We start from the raw sequence: 22,501 nt of genomic DNA on the forward strand, positions 1-22,501 counted from the left end.
CCTCAGCCGTTGGGCCCTACTGTCGCAACGATGGTCACTTGCTTGTTGTCCGGTATTTCCTGGTAGGCCAGCACATGCAATCCAGGGACTGCGAGGCGGCCAAAGCGCGAGAGCATCGCGCGGATCGGGCCAGCGACCAAAAGGATCACCGGCTGACCTTGCATTTCCTGACGCTGCGCCGCTTCGATGAGCGAACGCTGCAGCTTCTCGGCCATGCTTGGCTCCAGCAGAACGCCCTCTTCCGAGCCTTGTCCTGCCTTCTGCAGACTATTGAGCAATATTTGTTCCAACCTTGGTTCCAAGGTGATCACAGGCAGCTCCGACTCAGTGCCTACAATGCTTTGGACGATGGCGCGGGATACGCCGACCCGTACCGCAGCCACCAACGCGGCGGTATCTTGACTCTTCGCGGCGTTGTTGGCGATGGCTTCGGCAATGCTGCGGATATCGCGCACCGGCACGTGTTCGGCGAGCAGCGCTTGCAGCACCTTGAGCAACTGCGACAACGTGACCACGCCCGGCACCAGCTCTTCTGCCAGTTTCGGCGAGCTCTTGGCCAGCAATTGCATGAGTTGCTGCACTTCTTCGTGGCCGATCAGCTCGCTGGAGTGCTTGTATAGAATCTGGTTCAAGTGAGTCGCGACCACGGTGCTGGCGTCCACCACCGTGTAACCGAGGGATTGTGCCTGCGCACGCTGGCTGATTTCGATCCACACCGCTTCCAGGCCGAAAGCCGGATCTTTGGCGTTGATACCGTTGAGTGTGCCGTAGACCTGGCCCGGGTTGATCGCCAGTTCGCGATCCGGGTAGATCTCGGCTTCGGCGAGAATCACGCCCATCAGGGTCAGGCGATAGGCGCTTGGCGCCAGATCGAGGTTGTCGCGAATGTGCACAGTCGGCATCAGGAAGCCCAGATCCTGCGAGAGCTTCTTGCGTACGCCCTTGATCCGCGCCAGCAATTGCCCGCCTTGATTGCGGTCCACCAGCGGAATCAGGCGATAGCCGACTTCCAGGCCGATCATGTCGATGGGCGTCACATCGTCCCAGCCGAGCTCTTTGGTTTCCATGGCGCGGGCCGGCGACGGCAGCAGTTCCTGCTGGCGCTTGACCTCTTCCAACGCTACGACCTTGGCCACATTCTGTTTTTTCCAGAACAGGTACGCGCCGCCAGCGGCCAGCGCGGCCATGCTCAGGAACGAGAAGTGCGGCATGCCCGGCACCAGCCCCATGACCGCCATCAAACCTGCAGCCACCGCCAGCGCTTTCGGCGAGGCGAACATCTGGCGATTGATCTGCTTGCCCATGTCTTCCGAACCGGAAGCACGGGTCACCATGATTGCCGCTGCTGTCGATAACAACAGTGATGGCAATTGCGCCACTAAACCGTCACCGATGGTCAGCAAGGCGTAAACCCGACCGGCATCACCGAACGTCATGCCATGCTGGAAGATACCCACGGCCATGCCGCCGATCAGGTTGATGAACAGAATCAGCAGGCCCGCGATGGCGTCACCACGGACGAACTTGCTGGCACCGTCCATCGAACCGTAGAACTCAGCCTCTTGGGCGACTTCCTGACGGCGCATCTTGGCCTGGTTCTGGTCGATCAGACCGGCGTTGAGGTCGGCGTCGATCGCCATTTGTTTGCCGGGCATCGCATCGAGGGTGAACCGCGCGCTCACCTCGGAAATCCGCCCGGCACCCTTGGTCACCACGACGAAGTTGATGATCATCAGGATCGCGAAAACCACGATACCAACCACGTAGTTACCGCCGATCACCACCTCACCGAAGGCCTGAATCACCTTACCGGCAGCGGCGTGGCCGTCCTGACCGTGGAGCATGACCACCCGCGTCGAGGCCACGTTCAACGCCAGCCGCAGCAACGTCGCAACCAGCAGAATCGTCGGGAACACGGCGAAATCCAGCGGTCGCAGCGCATACACGCAGACCAGCAGGACGACAATCGACAAGGCAATGTTGAAGGTGAAGAACACGTCGAGCAGGAACGGCGGCACCGGCAACATCATCATCGCCAGCATCACCAGCAGCAACAACGGCACGCCCAGATTGCCTCGACTGAGGTCGGCAACGTTTGTGCGAGCAGTGTTGAATAACTGAGAGCGATCCACCGGTTTTCCCCGTTCCTTTAAAGCAAACTTTTGACGCCCAGAGCGGGCTCACGGCGGGTACTGCAAGAAGCTTTCCAACTTTTGCGATTGATTGAAACAGAGAGGAAGGTGTACGCGAACACTGTAGGAGTGAGCCTGCTCGCGATAGCGGTGTGTCATCCAAAAAATTCGTCAACTGACACTCCGCTATCGCGAGCAGGCTCACTCCTACATTTGGTGTGCATTTCACTCTCACATTTGGAATGCAGTCTCTTGTGGGAGCGAACCTGCTCGCGAAGAGGCCCTTATGTCCGGCACAAATTTTTCGATTTAAACGAAGCTGTTTAAAAGACACCTCAAGACACGGTCTCAAGGCTACAAATCCTTGCGCCAATGCCTACAGCCAAGCCAGAATCCGCCGGCTTGTGCGCTTTGGGGTCGGGTTATATTGTGGTCCGGTCGCTGACAAATCAGCGACCGGGTTTAGCAGCCCGGGTTATCTCTAGACGCATGAAGTCCGTTGCCGTTATGGCGGCTTTGCGTGGGGCACTTCGGTGCGCCGGGTTCTAGAGTCCTGGTCTGCTAACCCGCGTACGGCCGCCACCTCCTTCGTTAGCAGCGAACGGTGGCAGCTTCACTACTCTAGAGGCTTCAACCATGATCAAACCAACCCCCAACCCACCCGCAACCGACCCCACCTCCCCCTACGATTCCCTCGACTCCAGCAAACTCCACGACGCCGCCGACCGCGCCCTCGATCACTACCTCTGCCCGCCCGGCTCCACGCCACCACCGCGTAAAACCCGCCGGATGTACGCCGTCACCGCGGACTTCAAAAATGAAGAGCTGCTGGCCGATGCCAGCGAAACACTCGCCTCAGCCAGAACCATCGCCCATGACTTCGCCCACCTCATACCCGCGTCGCAGCGCAGGACATTGTTGGGGATCGCGCAATTGATCATGCTCGGCGAACTGGCGGTGAATCGGGTGATGGATAATCTGGAGTTGCCGCGGTGATGCGGGCCGGTCGAGTTGTTTGGTGCCACTGCCTGCTCGCGATGGCCTATCTACAGGCAACCCCCAACTGCGGACAGTCAAAACCCGCCGCTCCTAATCAACCGGGGCGGCGCGTTTTACGTTTGAGCCTGGTAACTCGACTCTTTCCGCTTTCAAGGGAAGGGCCGGCACGTCGAACGAAACTTGAGCGCGCCGCCGAGTCTCGACCACTCGTCTGAAACAAGCATCTACCTGTCAGATATGACAGTGGGCAAAATTCACAAACCATTGTGTGATAGCGCTTCACCCACATGCCGGCCTGTCACGGGTCAGGAGCGCGTCATGGACACTCACTCGACCATTGATATCCAATCCGACGATCTGATTGAAGTATTCAAGTTGTTCCCGGTATTCATACCCGGCTGGTTGACACCGGTGAGGCCGTCCGGACTTGCTCACGGCGGCGTTCCGAGACGCCTCTTCACCGGCACACCTGAACGCGTGCGGTGTGTGGTTGATCCGTGGACTGAACTACTAAATCGAGGCGTGGCAGCACTGGCCGAGTACAATTCAGTCGCATTGTTTATCAATGATGGGGCGACGCCCGTGGACAGTCACACTGTCGAGCCCGGCGAGGAAAATAAACGAGTCGCGCTGTACGCCCCGAAATCCAAGTTCGTAAACGGCATCAACAAGCTGCACTACGTTGTTGAACGGCTCAGCGGCAATAAAGAAAAATCGGAAATATCGTCGGTGCTGTACCACCTGCCCCCCCATGCCAATTTCAAGCTGATTATTCCTTCCGAGGTGATCGCCAATGGCATTACCCCTGACTTGGCACAAAACGGTGTCACGTTCGAAATGCGCTACACGACCAAAGAACCTTTCGATCAAGTGATATTGAAGCTAGGCATCGCGACGTTCACGGTGGACGTTATGGATCCCTCGGCACCAGTGAGCAAGACGCTGTATACAGCTGATTTTGAGAACGTTGTTGACGGCGAGATAAACGTCAATTTCGAGGTAACTGATCAACTGGGACAATTTGGCGAATCGCCGAACGAGACGGTGAACATTCGTCTGAAAGAGAAATTGCCGGCCCCGACGCTAACCAACGTATTGGACGCCAACAATAAAGAAGTGCCGGAGGGTGCCAGCACCACCAGCACCACGTTAATACTCAAGGGCACAGCCAGCGAAGGGAAGGAGATCGAAATTTTCGACGGTAGGGGCCCGAGCGCAGAGTCCAAAGGCAAAGTGACCGCCAGTCCAATTGACAGGTCATGGCAGCACACCATCACCGTCACAGTCGGCGGTCACCGCTTGTATGCTAAATCGCTGTACCACCCGACCTCGGTTTATTCCAACGTGCGATTGCTGACGGTGAGTCCCCAGCAACTTTCAGTCGACACGACGCTGATGGAGCTGGATGGCGTGATGGTAAGAAGTGGTTACTGTCCAAACCTCAACGGTGTTGATGCCATTGGTAACACTAAGATCCGCGAGGCTGCCGGGGGTATTGCGCCCTATACATACAGGTCCTCGAATCCAGCCGTCGCGGCAGTTGACGCCGGCGGCAAGGTAACAGGAATGGGCAACGGTGGGGCAACCATCACCATCACCGATCAACAGGCTGCGCAGGTCAGCTACTCAGTCAAAGTCTCGAATATCTACTCCGTGTTCGTAGGTGGAGGCTTAGGCTGGACTTACCAGAGACACCTTCAAGCATTGGCGCAAAGAGGAGACGTGCATTTAACGCCGCAAATCCTTGCGGTCATTCAGCGTTGCTTCTCGCAACCTTGGTTCGTATGGAGTGCAGGTCCAACGGCCCCTCACCTGGACAGGGCCTGGACCGGCAACGCCAATGGAGCCAGGGCTGAGGTTTACAATACCTATACCCGAAATTTTGAATGGCTGGACCAGACAGCTGATCCCCATCATGGATTGTTCTTTTTATTTAACTATGCAGGTGCATTGGGAGCGATGAGCAGTAACGAGGAGCACCTAGAAGCCGCAGAAATGATCGGACCTTCAAGCAACACCGACTAGTTGAAACTTGTCGGAATAAATGTCTGCACAACTTCGCAATCCTGAAAGCCCGCGCCCCCATGAAAATGGCCGCGGGTTTGTTGTCTTTTTAGGCTCAACTTTAAGATCTCGTTGAATTGTGTGTAATGACATTTCCGCAAGGCTACAAATCCTTGCGCCATTGCCTACAGCCAAGCCAGAATCCGCCGGCTTGTGCGCTTTGGGGTCGGGTTCTATTGTGGGTCGGTCGCTGACGAATCAGCGATCGGGTTTAGCGACTCGAACTCAAGTCAAAGGTGCATCGGCGTTCCAGGCTTCGTTGCGGATCTGTATTTTCGCGATTTCGTCATGGTGGCTGTATGCGGGAGACCTTCGGGTCTGCCGGGTGCCTTTGACCGGTTCGCTAACCTGCGTACAGCCGCCACCCACCTGTTTAGCGACAGGGTGTAGCGGCTCCACTTCAAAGGAGCTTCACCATGATCAAACCAACACCCAACCCACCCGAAACCGACCCTACGTCCCCCTACGAATCCCTCGATTCCAACAAGCTCCACGACGCCGCCGACCGCGCCCTCGATCACTACCTCTGCCCGCCCGGCTCCCCCCCACCGCCACGCAAAACCCGCCGGATGTACGCCGTCACCGCTGACTTCAAAAACGAGGAACTGCTGGCCGATGCCAGCGAAACACTCGCCTCAGCCAGAACCATCGCCCATGACTTTGCCAACCTCATACCCGCCTCGCAACGCAGAACGCTACTGGGGATTGCGCAATTGATCATGCTCGGCGAGCTGGCGGTGAATCGGGTTATGGATAATCTGGAGTTGCCGCAGTAGCCGCGCCCCCATGATCGTTCCCACGCTCTGCGTGGGAATGCAGCCCGGGACGCTCTGCGTCCCTTCCAGAGCCGAACGCGGCGCATCCGTTGAGGCATTCCTTTGCTACGCGTAGGAACGATCAAAATATAGAGGCGCACGGGAAAACTCTCCCGGCGCCTGACAAGTCTCTGTACGTCAGGTCAAGTGATAAGCCATCCACCGTTTACGGACCGCGTTGCCCGCGACTGGTAAGCTTGCGCCCGCCAGAACTCCGTTATCCAACAGTTCGTAATAGACGACGTAGGGAGTGGCAAAGGAAAGGTTAATAGCGAAAAAACGGCCATAATATGGCCCTCTTGCACCGAACAGGGGAGTCAAGTCGACGAAATTCGCCTGTAGGTGGCCCGCGCCGAGCGGCCGGTTATCGTTGTAAATACGGGTGGCTCCGGATTGGCTAAGCCAGGAATGCGCCTCGGCTGCCGTCATGAACGCCTCGCTCATTCCAAGCCGATAAACATTCGTCACTTGCACCAAATACGAAACCTTTTGCTGATCGGCATCCGTCACGGTGATGGTGGTCGATCCGTTATGCCTACCGGCAACCTTGCCATCGGCGTCAACCGTCGCTACGCCCGCATTGGCCCATTGATAGGTATAAGGCGTTCGACCGCCCGTTGGCACGCGCACCTGCACATTATTGACAACTTCTCGCTCGCGTAATCCGTACGCCGCGCCCCCCACCACTTTCACACCATTGAGCAGCATGTTGGCAGTATTGATTGCCAGCGCCTCCGTGACCTTCACCGTGTACCGCGCCACTGGAAGCTTCAGCGCAGAGTCCTCGGTGTCCGTGCTGCGCAGCGCTATCTTGCAGATCAACTCACAGGGAGACAGATCCTTGAGCGCATAGAACCAGCTACGGTCAGCCTTGGCGCTGATGCCTTGAGTGATTTCTTCAGCCGTCAACGGGGTGCCGGCGCGCAACGATAACGGCGCAACCCCCTCGCTGGTGACAGTGAGCCAGACCCGCTGCCCGGCCACAGCAATCGGCAGCGGTGGCTTGACCACGCACGTGAGGTCAGTCTTGATGATTCGCAGATCGATAAGCGGCACAGCGCCCGCTTCTACAATTTGCGGACGGGTCAGGGCGGGATCCATGTCGCTGATTGTTTTGACCTTCAATATCAGAGGCTTGGACTGTATAGCCTTGCCATTTCTGATCAATTCAGAGCGCAGCTCAACCTGTTCTCCAAGATTCTGCGCAATGAATGACGGCAACAGCCAAAACACGGCAAAATTGTCTGCATTCAACGGTTGCGGTTCAAACGTCGGCGAACCTTCTTCTGGCGCGCCTTTAACCAGCGGCCGAACCTGATCACCCGGGCGTGGACTGGCTATCTGTATACGCGCTCTGACGCCTTCATGGTTTTCCAACGGGTCAAGCACGCCATCCGGAGCGCGGCGAACCGTTGGCGGCTGCAACGCCAGCGTCGGGTCTCCGATATACAACTCGAGCAGTGCGGATGATTGCGGCAGTTCGTCCGGCCGCTCGATCCACCAAAGCAGATTGAAAAACTGCTCCCGATAGGATTCGATCGCCTCGCCGTCCAGCCAGAACTCCAGATCCTTGCCGACACGTGTCTGATCAATCGGCAATCTGTCCCGAAAGACCACCCCGCCCGCGTCCCCCCGGCCTTCCACATGCACTACATCGCCCAAAAGCGTGTAGGCGGCCGCCGCAATCTGGATATCCGTGCCATACGGCACATGCGCCGGATTGAGCACGTCGTCAATGACGCCAACGATTTTTGGCGCTGGTAGTGCAGGATCAAGCTCCCCTATGCGCGCATTCATCACCTCAGAAACCAGCGCAGGATTCAACGTGGCATGACTGACCTCATACGAAACCCGGACCGACCCTTTGATCAATGGCGCGATATCTTTAGCGGTCACGCTAAAGGCGATGGCCTGGCCAACCAACCGGTCACTGACGTCGCGGTAAGTCTGGTACAGGTGCGGACGCCCGGAAGCACTGGTGCCCATCCATGTCAGTGTGACTCTGAAGCCCTTTTTGATCCGCTCATCAGGACCGCACAACACCGTGGTCCGGCTCAGCGCAGGATCGAGGGTACCGCCGACCAGATCCGGTATCTGCGGAGCGGGTAGTCGCAACGTTTTTCCTTGCAACTCGAAGATGTAGACCTGGGAGCGGTCCTGTGTGCCATCTGCTTTGGTGCGCAGATAATCCACTTGCACCTGCCCGGGCGCGCTGGCAATCACAATGGGATTAGGCACTTTAAAAGGCTGAATGCCGAGACGAGTAATCGATTGTTCTTCACTGTGCTCGACCACTTCACCGCTTTGTGTCGTAGCCGCCCATCGAAACAGTAATTTCTCTTTCAGCGCAAAGCCCGGGCGCGTAATGATCTGAGCCTCCAGATCATCGAATCCAACCTCATCAAGACTGACCTTATCTTCATTGGCAAGAGGGACGACTACCGGACCAAGCCAGACATTCTCCGGATCGCTGATGACCGTCGCGCGCTCAGAAAAATCGCTGACGTTTTCCACCTGATCTTTAATCTGGTAGACCATTACCGCCGGATCGGCTCGGGCCTGCATCCTCGATGTTCTTCGGGGATACGAAAACACTGATTTCCTTTCCGACTTCGCTTTCCTGAACCGTATGCGGGCTGACAAGGATGCCGTGAAAATGGAACATCAACGTGTCACCCGAGGTCATGAAAGGCCATGGCGCAACGATTGCCGTGAAGCCCTCGGCGGCGATTTTCTTATCAATGACATCACCGTCCTTGAACGGCAACTTGGCCGGTTTGAGACGCTGATGGCCGGGCATATCCGGCTCGGGATCGATGCCGCCCGGAGGATCGATCTTGAACCAGACCTCAACTTGCGCCCCTTCAGGCGGCTGACCGCTTTTGCGCGTAATTTCGTAGCGCAGGGTGTGCACGCCAGGCAGCACTTTGTCCACGGGAATGTGCATCAGGACGTCAAGATTATTGTGATCGGCAGGCAATACCACCGTAGCGACCAGGGTTTTATCACGGTACAGACGAATCGTGTCGTCTCCGGCCATATTCAGATAGGCCTGCACCAGCACACGCAACCCCTTGGTAGTGGTAAAAAGCATGGGGCGGTTAACCCCGACTAGCGCCGGTGGAAAAACGATATCAGTAAACTGCCCGGGAATATTGGGCGGATAGAGGGAAAAAAGTCCCAGTCCTCCGCTTGAATCGAAATGGACGACGTCATGTTGCGTATCGTCGATAACTTCCTCAATCGGCATCACCATCAAACCAATCATCGCCCTGCTCCTGAAAAATCCGTAGCGGTTTGCCAGGGATCTGCAGAGGTCATTGGACACTTGACGCAAATATTCAACCACTGTCAGAACTAACAGGTGCGCACGGGTTTCAGACGAACGGCACTGACGAAGCGGGAGGAAACTTTGACGTTTGCCCCTGGGCATCGGTCAAAAGAAAAGGGGACGGATTCATTGACCAACACGCGCAATGCAAAAGTGAGCCTGCTCGCAATAGCAGTGGGCCTGGTCCGAATGCCGCGACTGATAAAACCTCATCGCGAGCAGGCTCACTCCTACAGGAGATCGGTGTTGATCGCAACCCTGTGGTTACACGCTGAACCTGTGGGAGCGAGCCTGCTCGCGAAGCGGTTTCAAGGCCAACACACACTTCAGGCAAAAAAACCGCCACCGCGCTGTATCGAGATGGCGGTTTTTCGTTTCGGCGGATCTAACGACGCAGACGATGTGTTGGTCAATACCGGAGATTTTTCACTTTTCCGTTCTTGTTCCGGGGCAGTTCGAACTCGACCTCGCCCCCCACTTTGACGTTCGCCTGCCGGGCATCGGCCAATGGAATGCTGAATCGGTATTCTTTGGCGGTCAGAAAAAAACCGGTGGCCTCAGCAAAGGAAATACATCGTCCCGAGGGCTTCGGCGTGATGGTGCCTCTTCCGGTTTTTTCATCGTAGCTGCTGAAAATACCTTTCATTGTCTTGCTCCCTTGCACTCGCTCGCCTGACCGCGCCAGGTTCGCGGCGCCACCTTGCATCAAACTGCAAAATCACGGGAAGCGCACCTGTCAGAGTTGACAGTAATGGGGAGTCTCAGACCAATGGCTGCACAACAACGTCAGGAATCGCGGCGCAGATCCGGCGGAATCGGCAAATCGTCCTTGAGCGGATCCGGGCGTTTGCCTTTGCCGGCGCGGTACTGGCGGATCTGGTAGACGTAGGCCAAGACCTGAGCAACCGCCAGATACAACCCGCCGGGAATTTCCTGCTCGAGTTCGGTGGAGTAGTAGATCGAACGCGCCAGCCCCGGTGACTCGAGGAGCAGGACGTTGTTGGCCACGGCGATTTCGCGGATTTTCAACGCGATGAAGTCGCTGCCCTTGGCCAGCAGTACCGGGGCGCCGCCCTTCTCCGAGTCGTACTTGAGCGCGACGGCGTAGTGGGTCGGGTTGGTGATGACCACGTCGGCGTCGGGAATCGCCGCCATCATCCGCCGCTGGGACATCTCGCGCTGGGTCTGGCGGATGCGCTGTTTGACTTCTGGGCGCCCCTCCTGATCCTTGTGCTCGTCGCGCACTTCCTGCTTGGTCATCAGCAGTTTTTTGTGCGCTTCCCAGAGCTGCACCGGCACGTCGACGGCGGCGATGATGATCAGGCCGCAGGCCAGCCACAAAGTGCTCCAGCCGACCAGCGTCACGCTGTGAATGATCGCCATCTCAAGCGGCTCGTGAGCGATCCGCATCAAGTCATCGACATCCGACATCAGCACCACCAACGCCACCCCCAAGGTGACCAGAAACTTGGCCAGCGCCTTGAGCAGTTCGACCACAGCCTTGAACGAAAACATTCGCTTCAAGCCTGCCGCCGGGTTCATCCGGCTGAACTTGGGCGCCATGGAGCCGGCCGCAAACAACCAGCCCCCCAGGGAAATCGGCCCGATCAATGCGGCCAGCAATAGCGTGATCATGAACGGCTGGATGGCCACCAGCGCCATCTGACCCGACTTCAACAAAAATGCGCCCATGGAACCCTGATCCATGATCACCTCACGCGACAGCGTGAAGTTCAGGCGCATCAGCTCCATCAGGTCTTCGGCCAGCATGCCGCCGAACACCAGCAGCGCGCCGGCACCGGCCATCATCACGGCGAGGGTGTTGAGCTCTTTGGAACGGGCAATCTCACCCTTCTCACGGGAGTCCTTTTTACGTTTCTCCGTGGGGTCTTCTGTTTTGTCCTGACCGCTTTCGCTCTCTGCCATGATTCAGCGCGCCCGTGCCAGTTCGCGTAGCAGCTGCAAGGCTTCAGTGGCCAGCGGCTGGTACTGATTGAGAATATCCGCCAGGCCGACCCAGACGATAAACAGGCCGAGCACCAGGGTCAGCGGAAAACCGATGGAGAAAATGTTCAGCTGTGGCGCGGCGCGGGTCATCACGCCAAACGCGATGTTGACCACCAGCAACGCCGTCACCGCCGGCAACACCAGCAACAACGCGGCGCCAAGGACCCAGCCAAGTTTGCCGGCCAGCTCCCAGTAATGCGCGGTCATCAGACCGCTGCCGACCGGTAGCGTGGTGAAGCTTTCGGTGAGCACTTCGAAGACCACCAGGTGGCCGTTCATCGACAGGAACAGCAACGTCACCAGCATGGTGAAGAACTGCCCGATCACCGCCACCGAGACACCGTTGGCCGGATCGACCATTGAGGCGAAACCCATGCCCATCTGGATCGCGACAATCTGCCCGGCCACGGCAAACGCCTGGAAGAACAGCTGCAGGGAAAACCCGAGCACGGCACCGACCAGAATCTGTTCGGCAATCAACATCAAGCCACTGAGGTCCAACGGACTTACCGCTGGCATCGGCGGCAGGCTCGGGGCAATGCACACGGTGATCGCCACGGCGAAATACAGGCGTATCCGGCGTGACACCAGGGTGGTGCCAAACACCGGCATGACCATCAACATCGACGCCACGCGAAACAGCGGCAACATGAACGAGGCCACCCAGGTACTGATCTGGGTGTCGGTCAGCTGAAGCAGCGATTGCATGGCTTAGCCGATGACCATCGGGATGTTTTTGTACAACTGAATGATGTATTCCATGAACGTCTGCACGATCCACGGACCGGCGACGATCAACGTGACCAGCATCACCAGCAGACGCGGCAGGAAGCTCAAGGTCTGTTCGTTGATCTGTGTGGCAGCCTGAAACATCGCCACCAGCAGGCCGACCAGCAGACTCGGCACCACCAGAATCGCGACCATCAATGTGGTCAGCCAAAGGGCTTCACGAAAGATATCGACCGCAACTTCCGGCGTCATGGCGAGACACCTCCAAAACTGCTGGCCAGGGTGCCGATGATCAGCGCCCAGCCATCGACCAGCACGAACAGCATGATCTTGAACGGCAGCGAGATGATCAGCGGCGAGAGCATCATCATACCCATCGCCATCAGCACACTGGCCACGACGAGGTCGATGATCAGGAACGGAATGAAGATCATGAAACCGATCTGGAACGCGGTTTTCAGCTCGGAGGTGACGAACGCCGGCACCAGAATGGTCAGCGGCGCCTGATCCGGGGTGGCGATGTCGGTGCGCTTGGACAGGCGCATGAACAGCTCCAGATCACTGGTGCGGGTCTGGGCGAGCATGAAGTCCTTGATCGGTACCTGGGCTTTTTCTACCGCTTGCTGGGCGGTAAGTTTTTCCGCCAGATACGGTTGCAGCGCATCGTTGTTCACCCGGTCGAACACCGGGGCCATGATGAACATGGTGAGGAACAGCGCCATGCCGGTGAGGATCTGGTTCGACGGCGTCTGTTGCAGGCCGAGGGCCTGACGCAGGATCGAGAAGACAATGATGATCCGGGTGAAACTGGTCATCAGGATCACGGCCGCCGGAATGAAGCTCAGGGCGGTCATGATCAGCAGGATCTGCAGACTGACCGAATACTCCTGCGCGCCGTCGGCGTTGGTGCCCAGCGTGATCGCCGGGATCGACAACGGATCGGCGGCGAACGCCAGTGGCGCGGCCAGCAACAGGGCCAGCGTCAAGACGATGCGTAGCGCACCCATTACTTCGTATCCTTCTGATCCTTGCCGAGAATCTTCAGCAGATGCTGAGCAAATTCCGGAGTCGCTTTTTCACGGGTTACAGGCACGTCGACCGGTTCCTTGAGCACATGCAGCGCGGTGATGGTGCCCGGGCTCAAGCCGAGCAGAATCTGCTCGCTGCCAACCTGCACCAGCAGCAAACGGTCACGCGGACCGAGCGCGCGCGAACCGATCAGCTCGATCACCTGCCCCTTGCCGGCCGGACCTGCCTGCTGCACACGGCGCAGCAGCCAGGCGAGGAAGAAGATCACCCCCAGCACCAGCAACAGGCCGAACACCAGTTGCGTCAGTTGCCCGGCCACGCCGCTGCTGACCATCGGCGCGGTCGCGGCAGGCACCGTGGTGGCGGTCGACGGTTCGGCGGCCAGCACGCTCAGCGGCAATGCCAACAGAGCCCAGAGAAACCGTTTCACTCAGCGCAGCTTCTTGATGCGTTCGCTTGGGCTGATCACGTCAGTCAGGCGGATGCCGAACTTCTCGTTGACCACCACCACTTCACCGTGCGCAATCAGGGTGCCGTTGACCAGCACGTCCAACGGCTCACCGGCCAGACGATCAAGCTCGATAACCGAACCCTGGTTGAGTTGCAGCAGGTTGCGGATGTTGATGTCGGTGCTGCCCACTTCCATCGAGATCGATACCGGGATGTCGAGGATCACGTCCAGGTTCGGGCCGTCGAGGGTCACCGGATCGTTGTTCTTCGGCACGCTGCCGAACTCTTCCATCGGCAGACGCGAGCCGCTGGCTGCGTCGGCGGCCAGCAGGGCGTCGATGTCAGCCTGACCATCACCGGTTTCTTCCAGGGCAGCAGCCCATTCGTCAGCCAGTGCCTGGTCGTCCTGGGCGTTCATATCGTCGTTCATCATTTGTCCTCGGCGGGCAAAAATTCAGTTAAATGCTTGGGGGTTGGAGCGCCGCTTCAGCGACGCTCGATCGGCTCGATCACCTGCAACGCGAGGTTGCCTTTGTGCGAGCCCATCTTGACCTTGAAGGCCGGCACGCCGTTGGCGCGCATGATCATTTCGTCCGGCATTTCGACCGGGATCACATCCCCCGGCTGCATGTGCAGGATGTCGCGCAATTTCAACTGGCGACGCGCGACGGTGGCACCGATCGGCACGTCAACGTCGAGCACGTCCTGGCGCAGGGCGTTGACCCAGCGCTCGTCCTGATCGTCGAGGTCGGACTGGAAGCCGGCGTCGAGCATTTCGCGCACCGGCTCGATCATCGAGTACGGCATGGTCACGTGCAGGTCGCCGCCACCGCCATCGAGCTCGATGTGGAAGGTGGAGACCACAATCGCTTCGCTCGGGCCGACGATGTTGGCCATGGCCGGGTTCACTTCCGAGTTGATGTACTCGAAATTGACTTCCATGATCGCCTGCCAGGCTTCTTTCAAATCGACGAAGGCCTGTTCCAGCACCATGCGCACTACGCGCAGTTCGGTCGGGGTGAATTCACGCCCTTCGATCTTGGCGTGACGGCCGTCGCCGCCGAAGAAGTTGTCCACCAGTTTGAACACCAGTTTGGCGTCAAGGATGAACAGCGCGGTGCCGCGCAACGGTTTGATCTTGACCAGGTTGAGGCTGGTCGGTACGTACAGCGAGTGCACGTATTCGCCGAACTTCATCACCTGCACGCCACCGACGGCAACGTCCGCCGAGCGGCGCAGCATGTTGAACATGCTGATGCGGGTGTAGCGGGCAAAACGCTCGTTGATCATTTCCAGAGTCGGCATGCGTCCACGGACGATGCGATCCTGACTGGTCAGGTCGTAGCTTTTGACACTGCCGGGTTCGGCAGCGTTATCGGTCTGTACCAGACCATCGTCGACGCCATGCAACAGCGCGTCGATTTCATCCTGGGACAGCAGATCCTGCACGGCCATGTCGTGTTCCTACTGCAGTACGAAATTAGTGAAAAGCAACTGTTCGATCACCACTTTGCCCAGCTCTTTCTGCGCCACTTCCTGGACGCTGGCGGTGGCCTTCTGGCGCAACATCTCCTGCCCGACCGGGGTCGCCAAGGTGGCGAAATCCTGACCGGAGAAGAGCATCACCAGGTTGTTGCGGATTACCGGCATGTGCACTTTGAGCGCTTCCAGATCGGCCTGATTACGCGCCAGCATGGTGATGCTCACCTGCATGTAGCGCTGACGGCCGTTCTGGTTGTAGTTGGCGACAAAGGCCGGCGCCATCGGTTCGAAGATCGCTGGCTGCTTGCCGACGGGCGCTGCATCAGCGGCCTCGGCAGGCTTGCTCTGGGCACTGTGCATGAAGAACCAGGTCGCCCCCACGGATGCACCAATGGCCAACAGCAACGCCAGCACGATCACAATGATCAGCTTGAGTTTGCCTTTGGTTGCGGGGTCTTTCACTGCTGCGGTTTCGCTCTTCGCCATGCCAATAATCCGTCACTATTCGGGTTTTCACAGTCGCACGGCAAGGCAAGAGCAAGTGTTATGCCAGAAGTGTCGGTAGTAGTGGAGACAACGCTAAAGTCAAAGTCAAAGGCACCCTCACCCCAGCCCTCTCCCGGAGGGAGAGGGAGCCGACCGAGTTGCTTTGTCGTGATACGTCGACCTGAAAGACCGAGTCGATTAGGGAGTCATCCATCAAGTCTTGGCGATCATGGATTCACAGACGCTATTTCAAGTCGGTGTAAATCTCCAATATCCCCCGATCAGTCCCCTCTCCCTCCGGGAGAGGGCTAGGGTGAGGGGCTCTTGATTTTGATCAGGCGTAATAGTCGACCGCGCTGGTGCCGATCACGCTAGTGGTTTGAGCAGCGGCGTCAGCAATGGTGGCAGGCGCCAACTCTTCATCCGCCGAATCGAGGCGACCACCGGCAGCGCTGGTGCGACCACTCTGGCCCTGCTGTGCCTGCTCCTGACCTTGCTGCCCCTGCCAGCCACGGCTCTGGTCGGAGACATTGACGTCGACCTGGCCCATGCCCTGCTGGTTGAACATCTCGCGCAAACGATGCATCTGTCCGTCGAGTGCTTCACGCACGCTCGGATGCGCACTCATGAACGTCACTTGGGTCTGCTGATCCGGGACCATGTTGACGCGGATGTCCAGGCGCCCCAGTTCGGCCGGCTGCAACTGAATGTCCGCCGCTTTCAGATTGGCGCTCGACAGATACATGACGCGGTTGACCACTTCTTCGGTCCAGCCGCTCTGGTGCATGGCGATTGGCTGGTTCACCGGCACGGCGTTCGCGGTCTTCGGCGTGGCGGCCTGCGTCAATGCCGCCAGACGGTTGGCGAAGTCATCCACGCGGGTATCGCTGGTGGCGGTTTTGAGGTCTTTGAGGCCATCGTCGATCAAACCGCTGAAGGCTTTTTCGCCGCCCTGGCTGGTGCTGTCCTTGTCGGCTTGTACGTCGAGCATGCTGGCCATGCCAGCAGCGAAGTTCTGCGCCGCAGTCAATTCGCCGTCGGCCTGTGCCTGAGCCGGCGAAGCCTTCGGTTGTGCCTGGCTGGCAGCGGAAATGTGCCCGCCCTGCTCCATCGCCATACGCACGGCCGGCATCGAGTCGAGGGGGTCGGCCGCAGGATCGAAATCGCTGTCGGTGGTCGGTGCCGGATCTTTGACCGTACCCGGCAACGCGGCGAGCGCAGGGTTTTCGGTTTCAGGCTGCGCAGAGGTTACAGCCGGGGCCGGCACCACAGGCGCCGTCACCACAGGCTGCACAGCGGTGGCCAATGCCGGATCGAGCGTCGGGTCGACCGGCGCAGCATCCACTACTGGAGCCTGAGGAGTGTCCGTGCTGTCGTCGCTGCTGGCGGTGGTGTCATCGGTTGCCGCCGTTTTATCGGCAGGCAAGTCGTTGCCGCTATCGGCAACCGCCGGTTGCGCAGCGGCAGACTGATCCTTGCCGACTTCCTTTTTACCGCTGTTGTCAGCGACCTTGTCACGCGACGACTTGGGCGAGTTGTCAGCGCTGGCAACCGGCTTGCTCGATCCCTGATCGGCGAACACTTTCGCGAAGCTTGAGGCTTTATCCCCGGTATCTACGGCCATAGCCGACGATTTGGCCGAGGCGGCTTGGGCCTTGGCCTGAGCGGCATTCTGAAGAAGGATGTTGGGGGTCGCAGGCATGAAACGGTCTCCGCTGCACTGGGATCGTAGGTACAGTTAGGGGAGATAGCTGCAAGTGCTGGGCCAGTTTTGCCCGACGCTTGTGAAAAGCGCCGGACGGTGAGGTCAGTGAGTGGTGGCGTGCTGTCGCTCGTCTTCGTAAACAGAGCGAACCTCAGCGAATTCGACGCTGATATCAGCGACCAGCCTTACGATCTCGGCGGGACTTTTGTCTTTGGCGTTTGATTCCAGCTCCTGGCAAAGCGTCGCCAGTCGAACCGCACCCATATTGCTTGCGCTGCCCTTGAAGCTATGGGCAACTTCCGACAGTTCCTTGGCATCTGCAGTCTCTTGCAATTGCTCCAGGCGAATTTTCGAATCACTCAGAAAGGTGTCCAGCAAATCCGGATAGCTGTCTTCCATAACGTCGCGCAAGGTGTCGAGCACTTCGCGATCTACATGTATGTCAGTCACTTGCTCACTCCTTGATCAAGAATTGCGCGGATTATGCCTCAACCTCCCAGCAAAACTCCACGCGAGCACTACGACCTTCGTCCGACCAACTGGCGTTAAGCCCCAATTGTCTGACCAGACTGACGCCACGCCCCGACAAACGGACACCGTCCAGCGGCCGCTCCATGACCCGCGCCACATCAAAACCCTTGCCGCTGTCTTCCACGCAAATCACCAGACAACCGCCCTCGCCCCGTGGCTGCACCTGCAAATGCACGCGCACGAAACCGTCCTGCAGCGCCTCCAGCCGATCATTGCGCTGCTGATAATACTGAGCAAAACCCGCCGCATCGCGCTTGAGACTGGAGTCCAGCCCCAGCACGCCGTGCTCCAGCGCGTTGGAATACAACTCGGCGAGCACACTGTATAAAGCGCCACTCTGCGCCCGCAGCCCATGCACCTCAAGCAGCAACTGCAACAGGTACGGCAACGGATTGAAACGCTTTAGCGTCGCGCCACGGAATTCGAAGCTCACCGACCAGTCGAGCGGGCACGACTGGCCGCTGTCGGAGTACAACGGCGCCGACGGTTTGACCTGCGCCGGCTCCAGCAGGCTGACCTCGACCATGCTGACGTCGTCGCGCGCCTCGCCGCGAAAATCCCGCAGCGCCTGTTCGATGTCCTCGAACAATCGGTCAGGCTCGCGATTGGCGGCGAACACTTGCTGTAAACGCTCGACACCGAACAGTTGATCACTGGCATCACTGGTGTCGATCACCCCGTCCGACAACAGAAAGACCCTATCACCAGCGCCCATCGGATGCACTTCAGTACGATCATCGAACGCCTGCGCGCTCAGTACGCCCAACGGCAAGTGCCGCGCCGCCAGCGGCACACGCTCACCGCTGACAATCCGATGCAGATAGCCGTCAGGCATGCCGCCGTTCCACACTTCGACCGAACGCCGCTGAAAACTCAGACACAGCAGCGTGGCGCAGCAGAACATGTCCACCGGCAGGATGCGTTTGAGTTTGGCGTTCATTTCGCGCAGGGTTTCAGCGAGGCCGTAGCCCTTGGCGGTCATGCCGTAGAAGACTTCGGCGAGCGGCATGGCACCCACTGCTGCCGGCAGCCCGTGACCGGTGAAATCGCCGAGCAGCACATGCATGTCACCGGCCGGCGTGTAGGCCGCCAGCAGCAGGTCACCGTTGAACAGCGCATAAGGTGATTGCAGGTAGCGGATGTTCGACGCACTCAGGCAACCGGAATGGGCGACCTTATCGAACACCGCTTTGGCCACGCGCTGTTCGTTGAGCAGGTAATCATGGTGTTTGGCGATCAGGTCGCGCTGTTGCAAGACAGTCGCCTGCAAACGGCGCAAGCGATCCATCGCCTTGATTTTGGCGGCGAGAATCACCTGGTTGTAGGGCTTCGCCAGAAAGTCGTCGCCGCCAGCCTCCAGACAACGGGCCAGCGCTTCGCTTTCGGTCAGCGAGGTGAGAAAGATGATCGGCACTAGCATCTCGCCCGCCAACGCCTTGATCTGCCGCGCCGCTTCGAAGCCATCCATGACCGGCATCATCGCGTCCATCAGCACCAGATCGGGTTGCTGCCGGCGAAACAGATCGACCGCTTCGGCACCGTTGGCCGCCGTCAGGACTTCATGGCCCTGGCGGCGAACGATGGTCGAGAGCAGCAGGCGGTCGGCGGCACTGTCTTCGGCGATCAGGATAATCAGCGGCTCTTGCGCCAGCATGGCCGTCAACTGATGTCGAAGAGTTTGTCGAAATTGGAGATGGCGAGGATCTTGCGCACGTCGGAGCTGCTGTTCACCACCCGCACATCCGAGTTATCGCCACCGGCGTGATCCCTCAGCAGGAGCAGCATGCCCAATGCGGAGCTATCGAGATAGGTGGCCTCTTTCAGATCAACCACGATGGAGTCGGGCTTCTTGGCAAGATGCTCGTAGGACTCACGAAATTCCTGATGGCGACCGAAATCGAATCGCCCCTTGACCGAGATCGTCAGTTTTTGACCATCTGGAGAGACTTCTGTAACGACTGACATTGACTGGCTTCCTTGTCATTGACGAACCTGTACAAGGTTTAGCACCTGCACAGAGTTGCAGCAAGGTTAGAAGCCAGATCAAAAGATCGCAGCCTTCGGCAGCTCCTACACTGATCCCCCTGTAGGAACTGCCGAAGGCTGCGATCTTTTGATCTTGTTTTAAAAGGGATTCTGGCGGGGCAAGCGCTGCGACAACTCGTCGAGCAGCTTCTGCTCGCGCTTGTCTTCGAGGCGTTGCGCCTCTTCGCGATAACGCTGCACCAGTTTGCGCAGACCTTCGACCTTGGCAAACGCCTGTTGCCATTCCTCACGCGCCTTGTCGAGTTTGTTCTGGTGCCAGACCAGGCTCTGCCGCTGCTGATCAACAGCAGTGTCGAGCTGCGCCAGAAAGCCCTGAAAGCCCAGTAACCATTGCCCGCTCACGCCGGTGGCGCCGCGCACGATCCATTGCTCGGAATAATCCAGACGAAAGGCATTGAGGTCAGCCAGTTTGCTTTCCGCAACTTTTACCTGACCCTGAAAATAGCCCAGGCGTTGAACGGCGGCTTTCTCGGCCTGTTCGGCCATGTCCACCACCGGCGCCAGACGCGCGGCTCGACTGACGGCAGCCATGGCCGGTTAGCCGCCCGCCGCTGGGGCAAACAGGGTTGCGAGGTAAGCCTGGCTTTCGCCCATGTTGATTTTGTCGTTCAGCCCTTGACGCTGGTAGCGAACCAATTGTGGTTGCAGGGAGATCGCCAGATCGGTCTCGCGATCGCCGCCGGCAACGTAGGCGCCAACGCTGATCAGATCGCGACTCTGCTGATAACGCGACCACAACTGCTTGAAGTACTGCGCGCGCTGCATGTGCTCTGGCGAAACCACCGCTGGCATCACCCGGCTGATCGACGCTTCGATGTCGATGGCCGGATAGTGACCTTCCTCGGCCAGACGCCGGGACAGCACGATGTGCCCGTCGAGTACGCCTCGTGCCGAGTCGGCAATCGGGTCCTGCTGGTCATCGCCCTCTGACAGCACGGTGTAGAACGCGGTAATCGAACCGCCGCCCTTCTCCGCATTACCGGCGCGCTCGACCAGTTTCGGCAATTTGGCGAACACCGATGGCGGATAACCCTTGGTCGCGGGCGGTTCGCCGATGGCCAAAGCGATTTCCCGCTGCGCCTGAGCGAAACGGGTCAGCGAATCCATCAGCAACAGGACGTTCTTGCCCTTGTCGCGGAAATATTCGGCGATGCGCGTGCAATACATCGCAGCGCGCAGACGCATCAACGGCGCATCGTCCGCTGGCGAGGCAACCACCACGGAACGCTTGAGGCCCTCTTCACCGAGACTGTGCTCGATGAATTCCTTAACTTCTCGACCCCGCTCGCCGATCAGGCCGACGACGATGATGTCGGCCTCGGTGAAGCGGGTCATCATGCCCAACAGCACGGACTTACCGACACCGGTACCGGCGAACAGACCGAGACGCTGGCCGCGACCGACCGTCAGCAAACCGTTGATGCAACGGATACCGACATCCAGCGGCACGCTGATCGGGTCACGGTTGAGCGGGTTGATCGTCGGGCCGTCCATCGGCACCCAGTCTTCGGCTTTCATGCCGCCCTTGCCATCCAGCGCACGGCCCGCACCGTCGAGGACGCGACCGAGCATGCTCATGCCCATCGGCAAACGACCGGTATCAGCCAGTGGCACCACGCGAGCGCCAGGGGCGATGCCGGCGACACTGCCGACCGGCATCAGAAAGACTTTGCTGCCGGAAAAACCCATGACTTCGGCTTCCACCTGGGAAGGGTGATAGCTATCGTCATTGATCACCAGGCAGCGCGTGCCCATGGCCGCGCGCAGGCCTTCGGCTTCGAGGGTGAGGCCGACCATGCGCAGCAGGCGGCCTTCAAGAATCGGCGCACCGGCAATCTCGGTGGCCTCAGCGTAAGTGCTCAGGCGCTTGGCGAAACTGGTGCGTTCAAGGCGCATCGGGTTCGTCCGCGAGCGGCTCTTCAGGCGAGGCCGCCGGTTTTACGTCTTCTGGAATGTCCAGAGTCAGATCCGCTTCAGCAGGGTGCAAAGCCTGCTCGTGCAACTGATCGAACAGTTTGGCCATGACCTGAGTAACGCGGGTTTCAATGCTCGCATCAATGCGGCTGTGCTCGGTTTCAACCCGGCAGCCACCCGGCAGCAGCGATTCATCTTCGACGATGCGCCAGTTTTCCTCATGACGTTCGCGCAAGGCCTTGGCCTGCTCGAAGTCCTGCGGATTGACGTACAGACGCACGTTATCGACGCCCAGCGGCAACAGCTTGAGGGCATCACGCATGACGTGTTCGATCTGGCTGGAATCGATGGCCAGTTCGCGCTTGATCACCTGTTTGGTGATGTGTTGCACGAGGTCGACCAGCGACTTTTCGATCTGCGTGTCTTGCTCAGCGATGGGTTCAAAGAGGTTCGCCATCAACTGCTCAAGGCTGGCAAGTTTTGCCGCCAACGCCACTTCAGCTTCCTGACGGACCTTGAGCGTGGCACTGTGAAAACCTTCCTTTTCGCCGATGCCGAAGCCCTCGTTGTAAGCCTCCTGACGGATGCTTTCGAGTTCTTCCAGGGTCAGTGGCTGGACTTCTTCCAGCGGCACTTCTTCCATTTCCGGCGGTTCGGGTTCCGGCTCAGGCTCGGGTTCCGGCTTCGGCGGATCGAAGCTGGGCATGGCCCAGGATTCGAAACCACGGACATCGCGGGCACGGATCAGATCCGTCACATCGTCGTCGTGCTTGTCCATGGG

General features: G+C 58.7%; 22 protein-coding genes. 3 read left to right on the top strand and 19 right to left on the bottom strand.

Features of this window, described 5'->3' with window-relative positions:
• Positions 1 to 2: 2 nt before the first annotated feature.
• The gene (gene flhA / locus ACOYXE_RS14530) at positions 3 to 2,132 is read right to left on the bottom strand and encodes a flagellar biosynthesis protein FlhA (RefSeq protein ID WP_038363869.1); all 2,130 of its coding nucleotides are present in this window, start codon (positions 2,130 to 2,132) and stop codon (positions 3 to 5) included.
• 636 nt (positions 2,133 to 2,768) lie between these two features.
• Between flhA and ACOYXE_RS14535 the strand changes: the two genes are divergently transcribed.
• From ACOYXE_RS14535 to ACOYXE_RS14545, 3 genes are all read left to right on the top strand, one after another.
• On the top strand, positions 2,769 to 3,128 hold the full coding sequence (locus ACOYXE_RS14535; protein WP_405122083.1) for a DUF6124 family protein: 360 nt from the start codon (positions 2,769 to 2,771) through the stop codon (positions 3,126 to 3,128).
• 321 nt (positions 3,129 to 3,449) lie between these two features.
• Positions 3,450 to 5,156 carry an Ig-like domain-containing protein gene (locus ACOYXE_RS14540; protein WP_405122084.1) on the top strand — a complete coding sequence of 569 codons (1,707 nt, stop codon included), beginning with the start codon at positions 3,450 to 3,452 and terminating at the stop codon, positions 5,154 to 5,156.
• Positions 5,157 to 5,611: 455 nt separating this feature from the next.
• Positions 5,612 to 5,971: a DUF6124 family protein gene (locus ACOYXE_RS14545; RefSeq protein WP_405122085.1), complete on the top strand. Its 360-nt coding sequence runs from the start codon at positions 5,612 to 5,614 to the stop codon at positions 5,969 to 5,971.
• Positions 5,972 to 6,148: 177 nt separating this feature from the next.
• On the opposite strand, the gene ACOYXE_RS14550 is transcribed toward ACOYXE_RS14545, so the two are convergent.
• The 18 genes from ACOYXE_RS14550 to fliH form a co-directional block, all read right to left on the bottom strand.
• Positions 6,149 to 8,575 carry an Ig-like domain-containing protein gene (locus tag ACOYXE_RS14550; RefSeq protein WP_460929755.1) on the bottom strand — a complete coding sequence of 809 codons (2,427 nt, stop codon included), beginning with the start codon at positions 8,573 to 8,575 and terminating at the stop codon, positions 6,149 to 6,151.
• On the bottom strand, positions 8,532 to 9,278 hold the full coding sequence (locus ACOYXE_RS14555; RefSeq protein ID WP_460929757.1) for a hypothetical protein: 747 nt from the start codon (positions 9,276 to 9,278) through the stop codon (positions 8,532 to 8,534). The genes ACOYXE_RS14550 and ACOYXE_RS14555 overlap by 44 nt, the downstream gene beginning before the upstream one ends.
• 472 nt (positions 9,279 to 9,750) lie before the next feature.
• A complete protein-coding gene (locus ACOYXE_RS14560) occupies positions 9,751 to 9,987 on the bottom strand; it encodes a hypothetical protein (protein ID WP_405122087.1) in 237 nt (78 codons plus the stop codon).
• Between the two features lie 140 nt (positions 9,988 to 10,127).
• A complete protein-coding gene (flhB, locus tag ACOYXE_RS14565) occupies positions 10,128 to 11,267 on the bottom strand; it encodes a flagellar biosynthesis protein FlhB (RefSeq protein ID WP_405122088.1) in 1,140 nt (379 codons plus the stop codon).
• Between the two features lie 3 nt (positions 11,268 to 11,270).
• Positions 11,271 to 12,056: a flagellar biosynthetic protein FliR gene (gene fliR / locus ACOYXE_RS14570; RefSeq protein ID WP_038363857.1), complete on the bottom strand. Its 786-nt coding sequence runs from the start codon at positions 12,054 to 12,056 to the stop codon at positions 11,271 to 11,273.
• 3 nt (positions 12,057 to 12,059) lie between these two features.
• Positions 12,060 to 12,329, bottom strand: coding sequence for a flagellar biosynthesis protein FliQ (gene fliQ, locus ACOYXE_RS14575; RefSeq protein WP_007920026.1), 270 nt, complete (start codon positions 12,327 to 12,329; stop codon positions 12,060 to 12,062).
• Positions 12,326 to 13,084 carry a flagellar type III secretion system pore protein FliP gene (gene fliP / locus ACOYXE_RS14580; protein ID WP_064121002.1) on the bottom strand — a complete coding sequence of 253 codons (759 nt, stop codon included), beginning with the start codon at positions 13,082 to 13,084 and terminating at the stop codon, positions 12,326 to 12,328. The genes fliQ and fliP overlap by 4 nt, the downstream gene beginning before the upstream one ends.
• Complete coding sequence (gene fliO, locus ACOYXE_RS14585; protein ID WP_160056798.1) at positions 13,084 to 13,536, bottom strand: flagellar biosynthetic protein FliO; 453 nt, start codon at positions 13,534 to 13,536, stop codon at positions 13,084 to 13,086. The genes fliP and fliO overlap by 1 nt, the downstream gene beginning before the upstream one ends.
• Entirely contained in the window at positions 13,537 to 13,986 is a 450-nt protein-coding gene (gene fliN, locus ACOYXE_RS14590; protein ID WP_007920031.1) for a flagellar motor switch protein FliN, read from the bottom strand.
• A 56-nt stretch (positions 13,987 to 14,042) separates the two neighbouring features.
• On the bottom strand, positions 14,043 to 15,011 hold the full coding sequence (fliM, locus tag ACOYXE_RS14595) for a flagellar motor switch protein FliM (RefSeq protein ID WP_007920032.1): 969 nt from the start codon (positions 15,009 to 15,011) through the stop codon (positions 14,043 to 14,045).
• 9 nt (positions 15,012 to 15,020) lie between these two features.
• Entirely contained in the window at positions 15,021 to 15,524 is a 504-nt protein-coding gene (gene fliL, locus ACOYXE_RS14600) for a flagellar basal body-associated protein FliL (protein WP_007920033.1), read from the bottom strand.
• 334 nt (positions 15,525 to 15,858) lie between these two features.
• Positions 15,859 to 17,226 carry a flagellar hook-length control protein FliK gene (locus ACOYXE_RS14605; protein ID WP_460926190.1) on the bottom strand — a complete coding sequence of 456 codons (1,368 nt, stop codon included), beginning with the start codon at positions 17,224 to 17,226 and terminating at the stop codon, positions 15,859 to 15,861.
• A 105-nt stretch (positions 17,227 to 17,331) separates the two neighbouring features.
• On the bottom strand, positions 17,332 to 17,679 hold the full coding sequence (locus ACOYXE_RS14610) for an Hpt domain-containing protein (RefSeq protein ID WP_160056794.1): 348 nt from the start codon (positions 17,677 to 17,679) through the stop codon (positions 17,332 to 17,334).
• A gap of 31 nt (positions 17,680 to 17,710) precedes the next feature.
• Entirely contained in the window at positions 17,711 to 19,414 is a 1,704-nt protein-coding gene (locus tag ACOYXE_RS14615; RefSeq protein WP_460926191.1) for an ATP-binding SpoIIE family protein phosphatase, read from the bottom strand.
• Between the two features lie 5 nt (positions 19,415 to 19,419).
• Positions 19,420 to 19,725 carry an STAS domain-containing protein gene (locus ACOYXE_RS14620; protein WP_160056790.1) on the bottom strand — a complete coding sequence of 102 codons (306 nt, stop codon included), beginning with the start codon at positions 19,723 to 19,725 and terminating at the stop codon, positions 19,420 to 19,422.
• A gap of 159 nt (positions 19,726 to 19,884) precedes the next feature.
• Positions 19,885 to 20,337, bottom strand: a complete 453-nt coding sequence (gene fliJ / locus ACOYXE_RS14625; protein ID WP_160056788.1) for a flagellar export protein FliJ — start codon at positions 20,335 to 20,337, stop codon at positions 19,885 to 19,887.
• A 6-nt stretch (positions 20,338 to 20,343) separates the two neighbouring features.
• Entirely contained in the window at positions 20,344 to 21,702 is a 1,359-nt protein-coding gene (gene fliI / locus ACOYXE_RS14630) for a flagellar protein export ATPase FliI (protein ID WP_160056786.1), read from the bottom strand.
• A complete protein-coding gene (gene fliH / locus ACOYXE_RS14635; protein ID WP_160056784.1) occupies positions 21,692 to 22,498 on the bottom strand; it encodes a flagellar assembly protein FliH in 807 nt (268 codons plus the stop codon). Before fliH ends, fliI begins: the two co-directional genes overlap by 11 nt.
• Positions 22,499 to 22,501 lie beyond the last annotated feature (3 nt).

This window comes from Pseudomonas sp. MC6, assembly GCF_054790575.1.

Coding starts and splice junctions, on each gene's coding strand:
- ACOYXE_RS14615 (WP_460926191.1), bottom strand. CDS start 19,414: ATGCTGGCGCAAGAGCCGCTGATTATCCTGATCGCCGAAGACAGTGCC.
- ACOYXE_RS14605 (WP_460926190.1), bottom strand. CDS start 17,226: ATGCCTGCGACCCCCAACATCCTTCTTCAGAATGCCGCTCAGGCCAAG.
- ACOYXE_RS14535 (WP_405122083.1), top strand. CDS start 2,769: ATGATCAAACCAACCCCCAACCCACCCGCAACCGACCCCACCTCCCCC.
- ACOYXE_RS14540 (WP_405122084.1), top strand. CDS start 3,450: ATGGACACTCACTCGACCATTGATATCCAATCCGACGATCTGATTGAA.
- ACOYXE_RS14555 (WP_460929757.1), bottom strand. CDS start 9,278: ATGATTGGTTTGATGGTGATGCCGATTGAGGAAGTTATCGACGATACG.
- ACOYXE_RS14620 (WP_160056790.1), bottom strand. CDS start 19,725: ATGTCAGTCGTTACAGAAGTCTCTCCAGATGGTCAAAAACTGACGATC.
- flhB (WP_405122088.1), bottom strand. CDS start 11,267: ATGGCAGAGAGCGAAAGCGGTCAGGACAAAACAGAAGACCCCACGGAG.
- ACOYXE_RS14560 (WP_405122087.1), bottom strand. CDS start 9,987: ATGAAAGGTATTTTCAGCAGCTACGATGAAAAAACCGGAAGAGGCACC.
- ACOYXE_RS14550 (WP_460929755.1), bottom strand. CDS start 8,575: ATGCAGGCCCGAGCCGATCCGGCGGTAATGGTCTACCAGATTAAAGAT.
- fliL (WP_007920033.1), bottom strand. CDS start 15,524: ATGGCGAAGAGCGAAACCGCAGCAGTGAAAGACCCCGCAACCAAAGGC.
- fliH (WP_160056784.1), bottom strand. CDS start 22,498: ATGGACAAGCACGACGACGATGTGACGGATCTGATCCGTGCCCGCGAT.
- fliN (WP_007920031.1), bottom strand. CDS start 13,986: ATGAACGACGATATGAACGCCCAGGACGACCAGGCACTGGCTGACGAA.
- fliQ (WP_007920026.1), bottom strand. CDS start 12,329: ATGACGCCGGAAGTTGCGGTCGATATCTTTCGTGAAGCCCTTTGGCTG.
- ACOYXE_RS14545 (WP_405122085.1), top strand. CDS start 5,612: ATGATCAAACCAACACCCAACCCACCCGAAACCGACCCTACGTCCCCC.
- fliP (WP_064121002.1), bottom strand. CDS start 13,084: ATGGGTGCGCTACGCATCGTCTTGACGCTGGCCCTGTTGCTGGCCGCG.
- fliJ (WP_160056788.1), bottom strand. CDS start 20,337: ATGGCTGCCGTCAGTCGAGCCGCGCGTCTGGCGCCGGTGGTGGACATG.
- fliR (WP_038363857.1), bottom strand. CDS start 12,056: ATGCAATCGCTGCTTCAGCTGACCGACACCCAGATCAGTACCTGGGTG.
- fliM (WP_007920032.1), bottom strand. CDS start 15,011: ATGGCCGTGCAGGATCTGCTGTCCCAGGATGAAATCGACGCGCTGTTG.
- fliI (WP_160056786.1), bottom strand. CDS start 21,702: ATGCGCCTTGAACGCACCAGTTTCGCCAAGCGCCTGAGCACTTACGCT.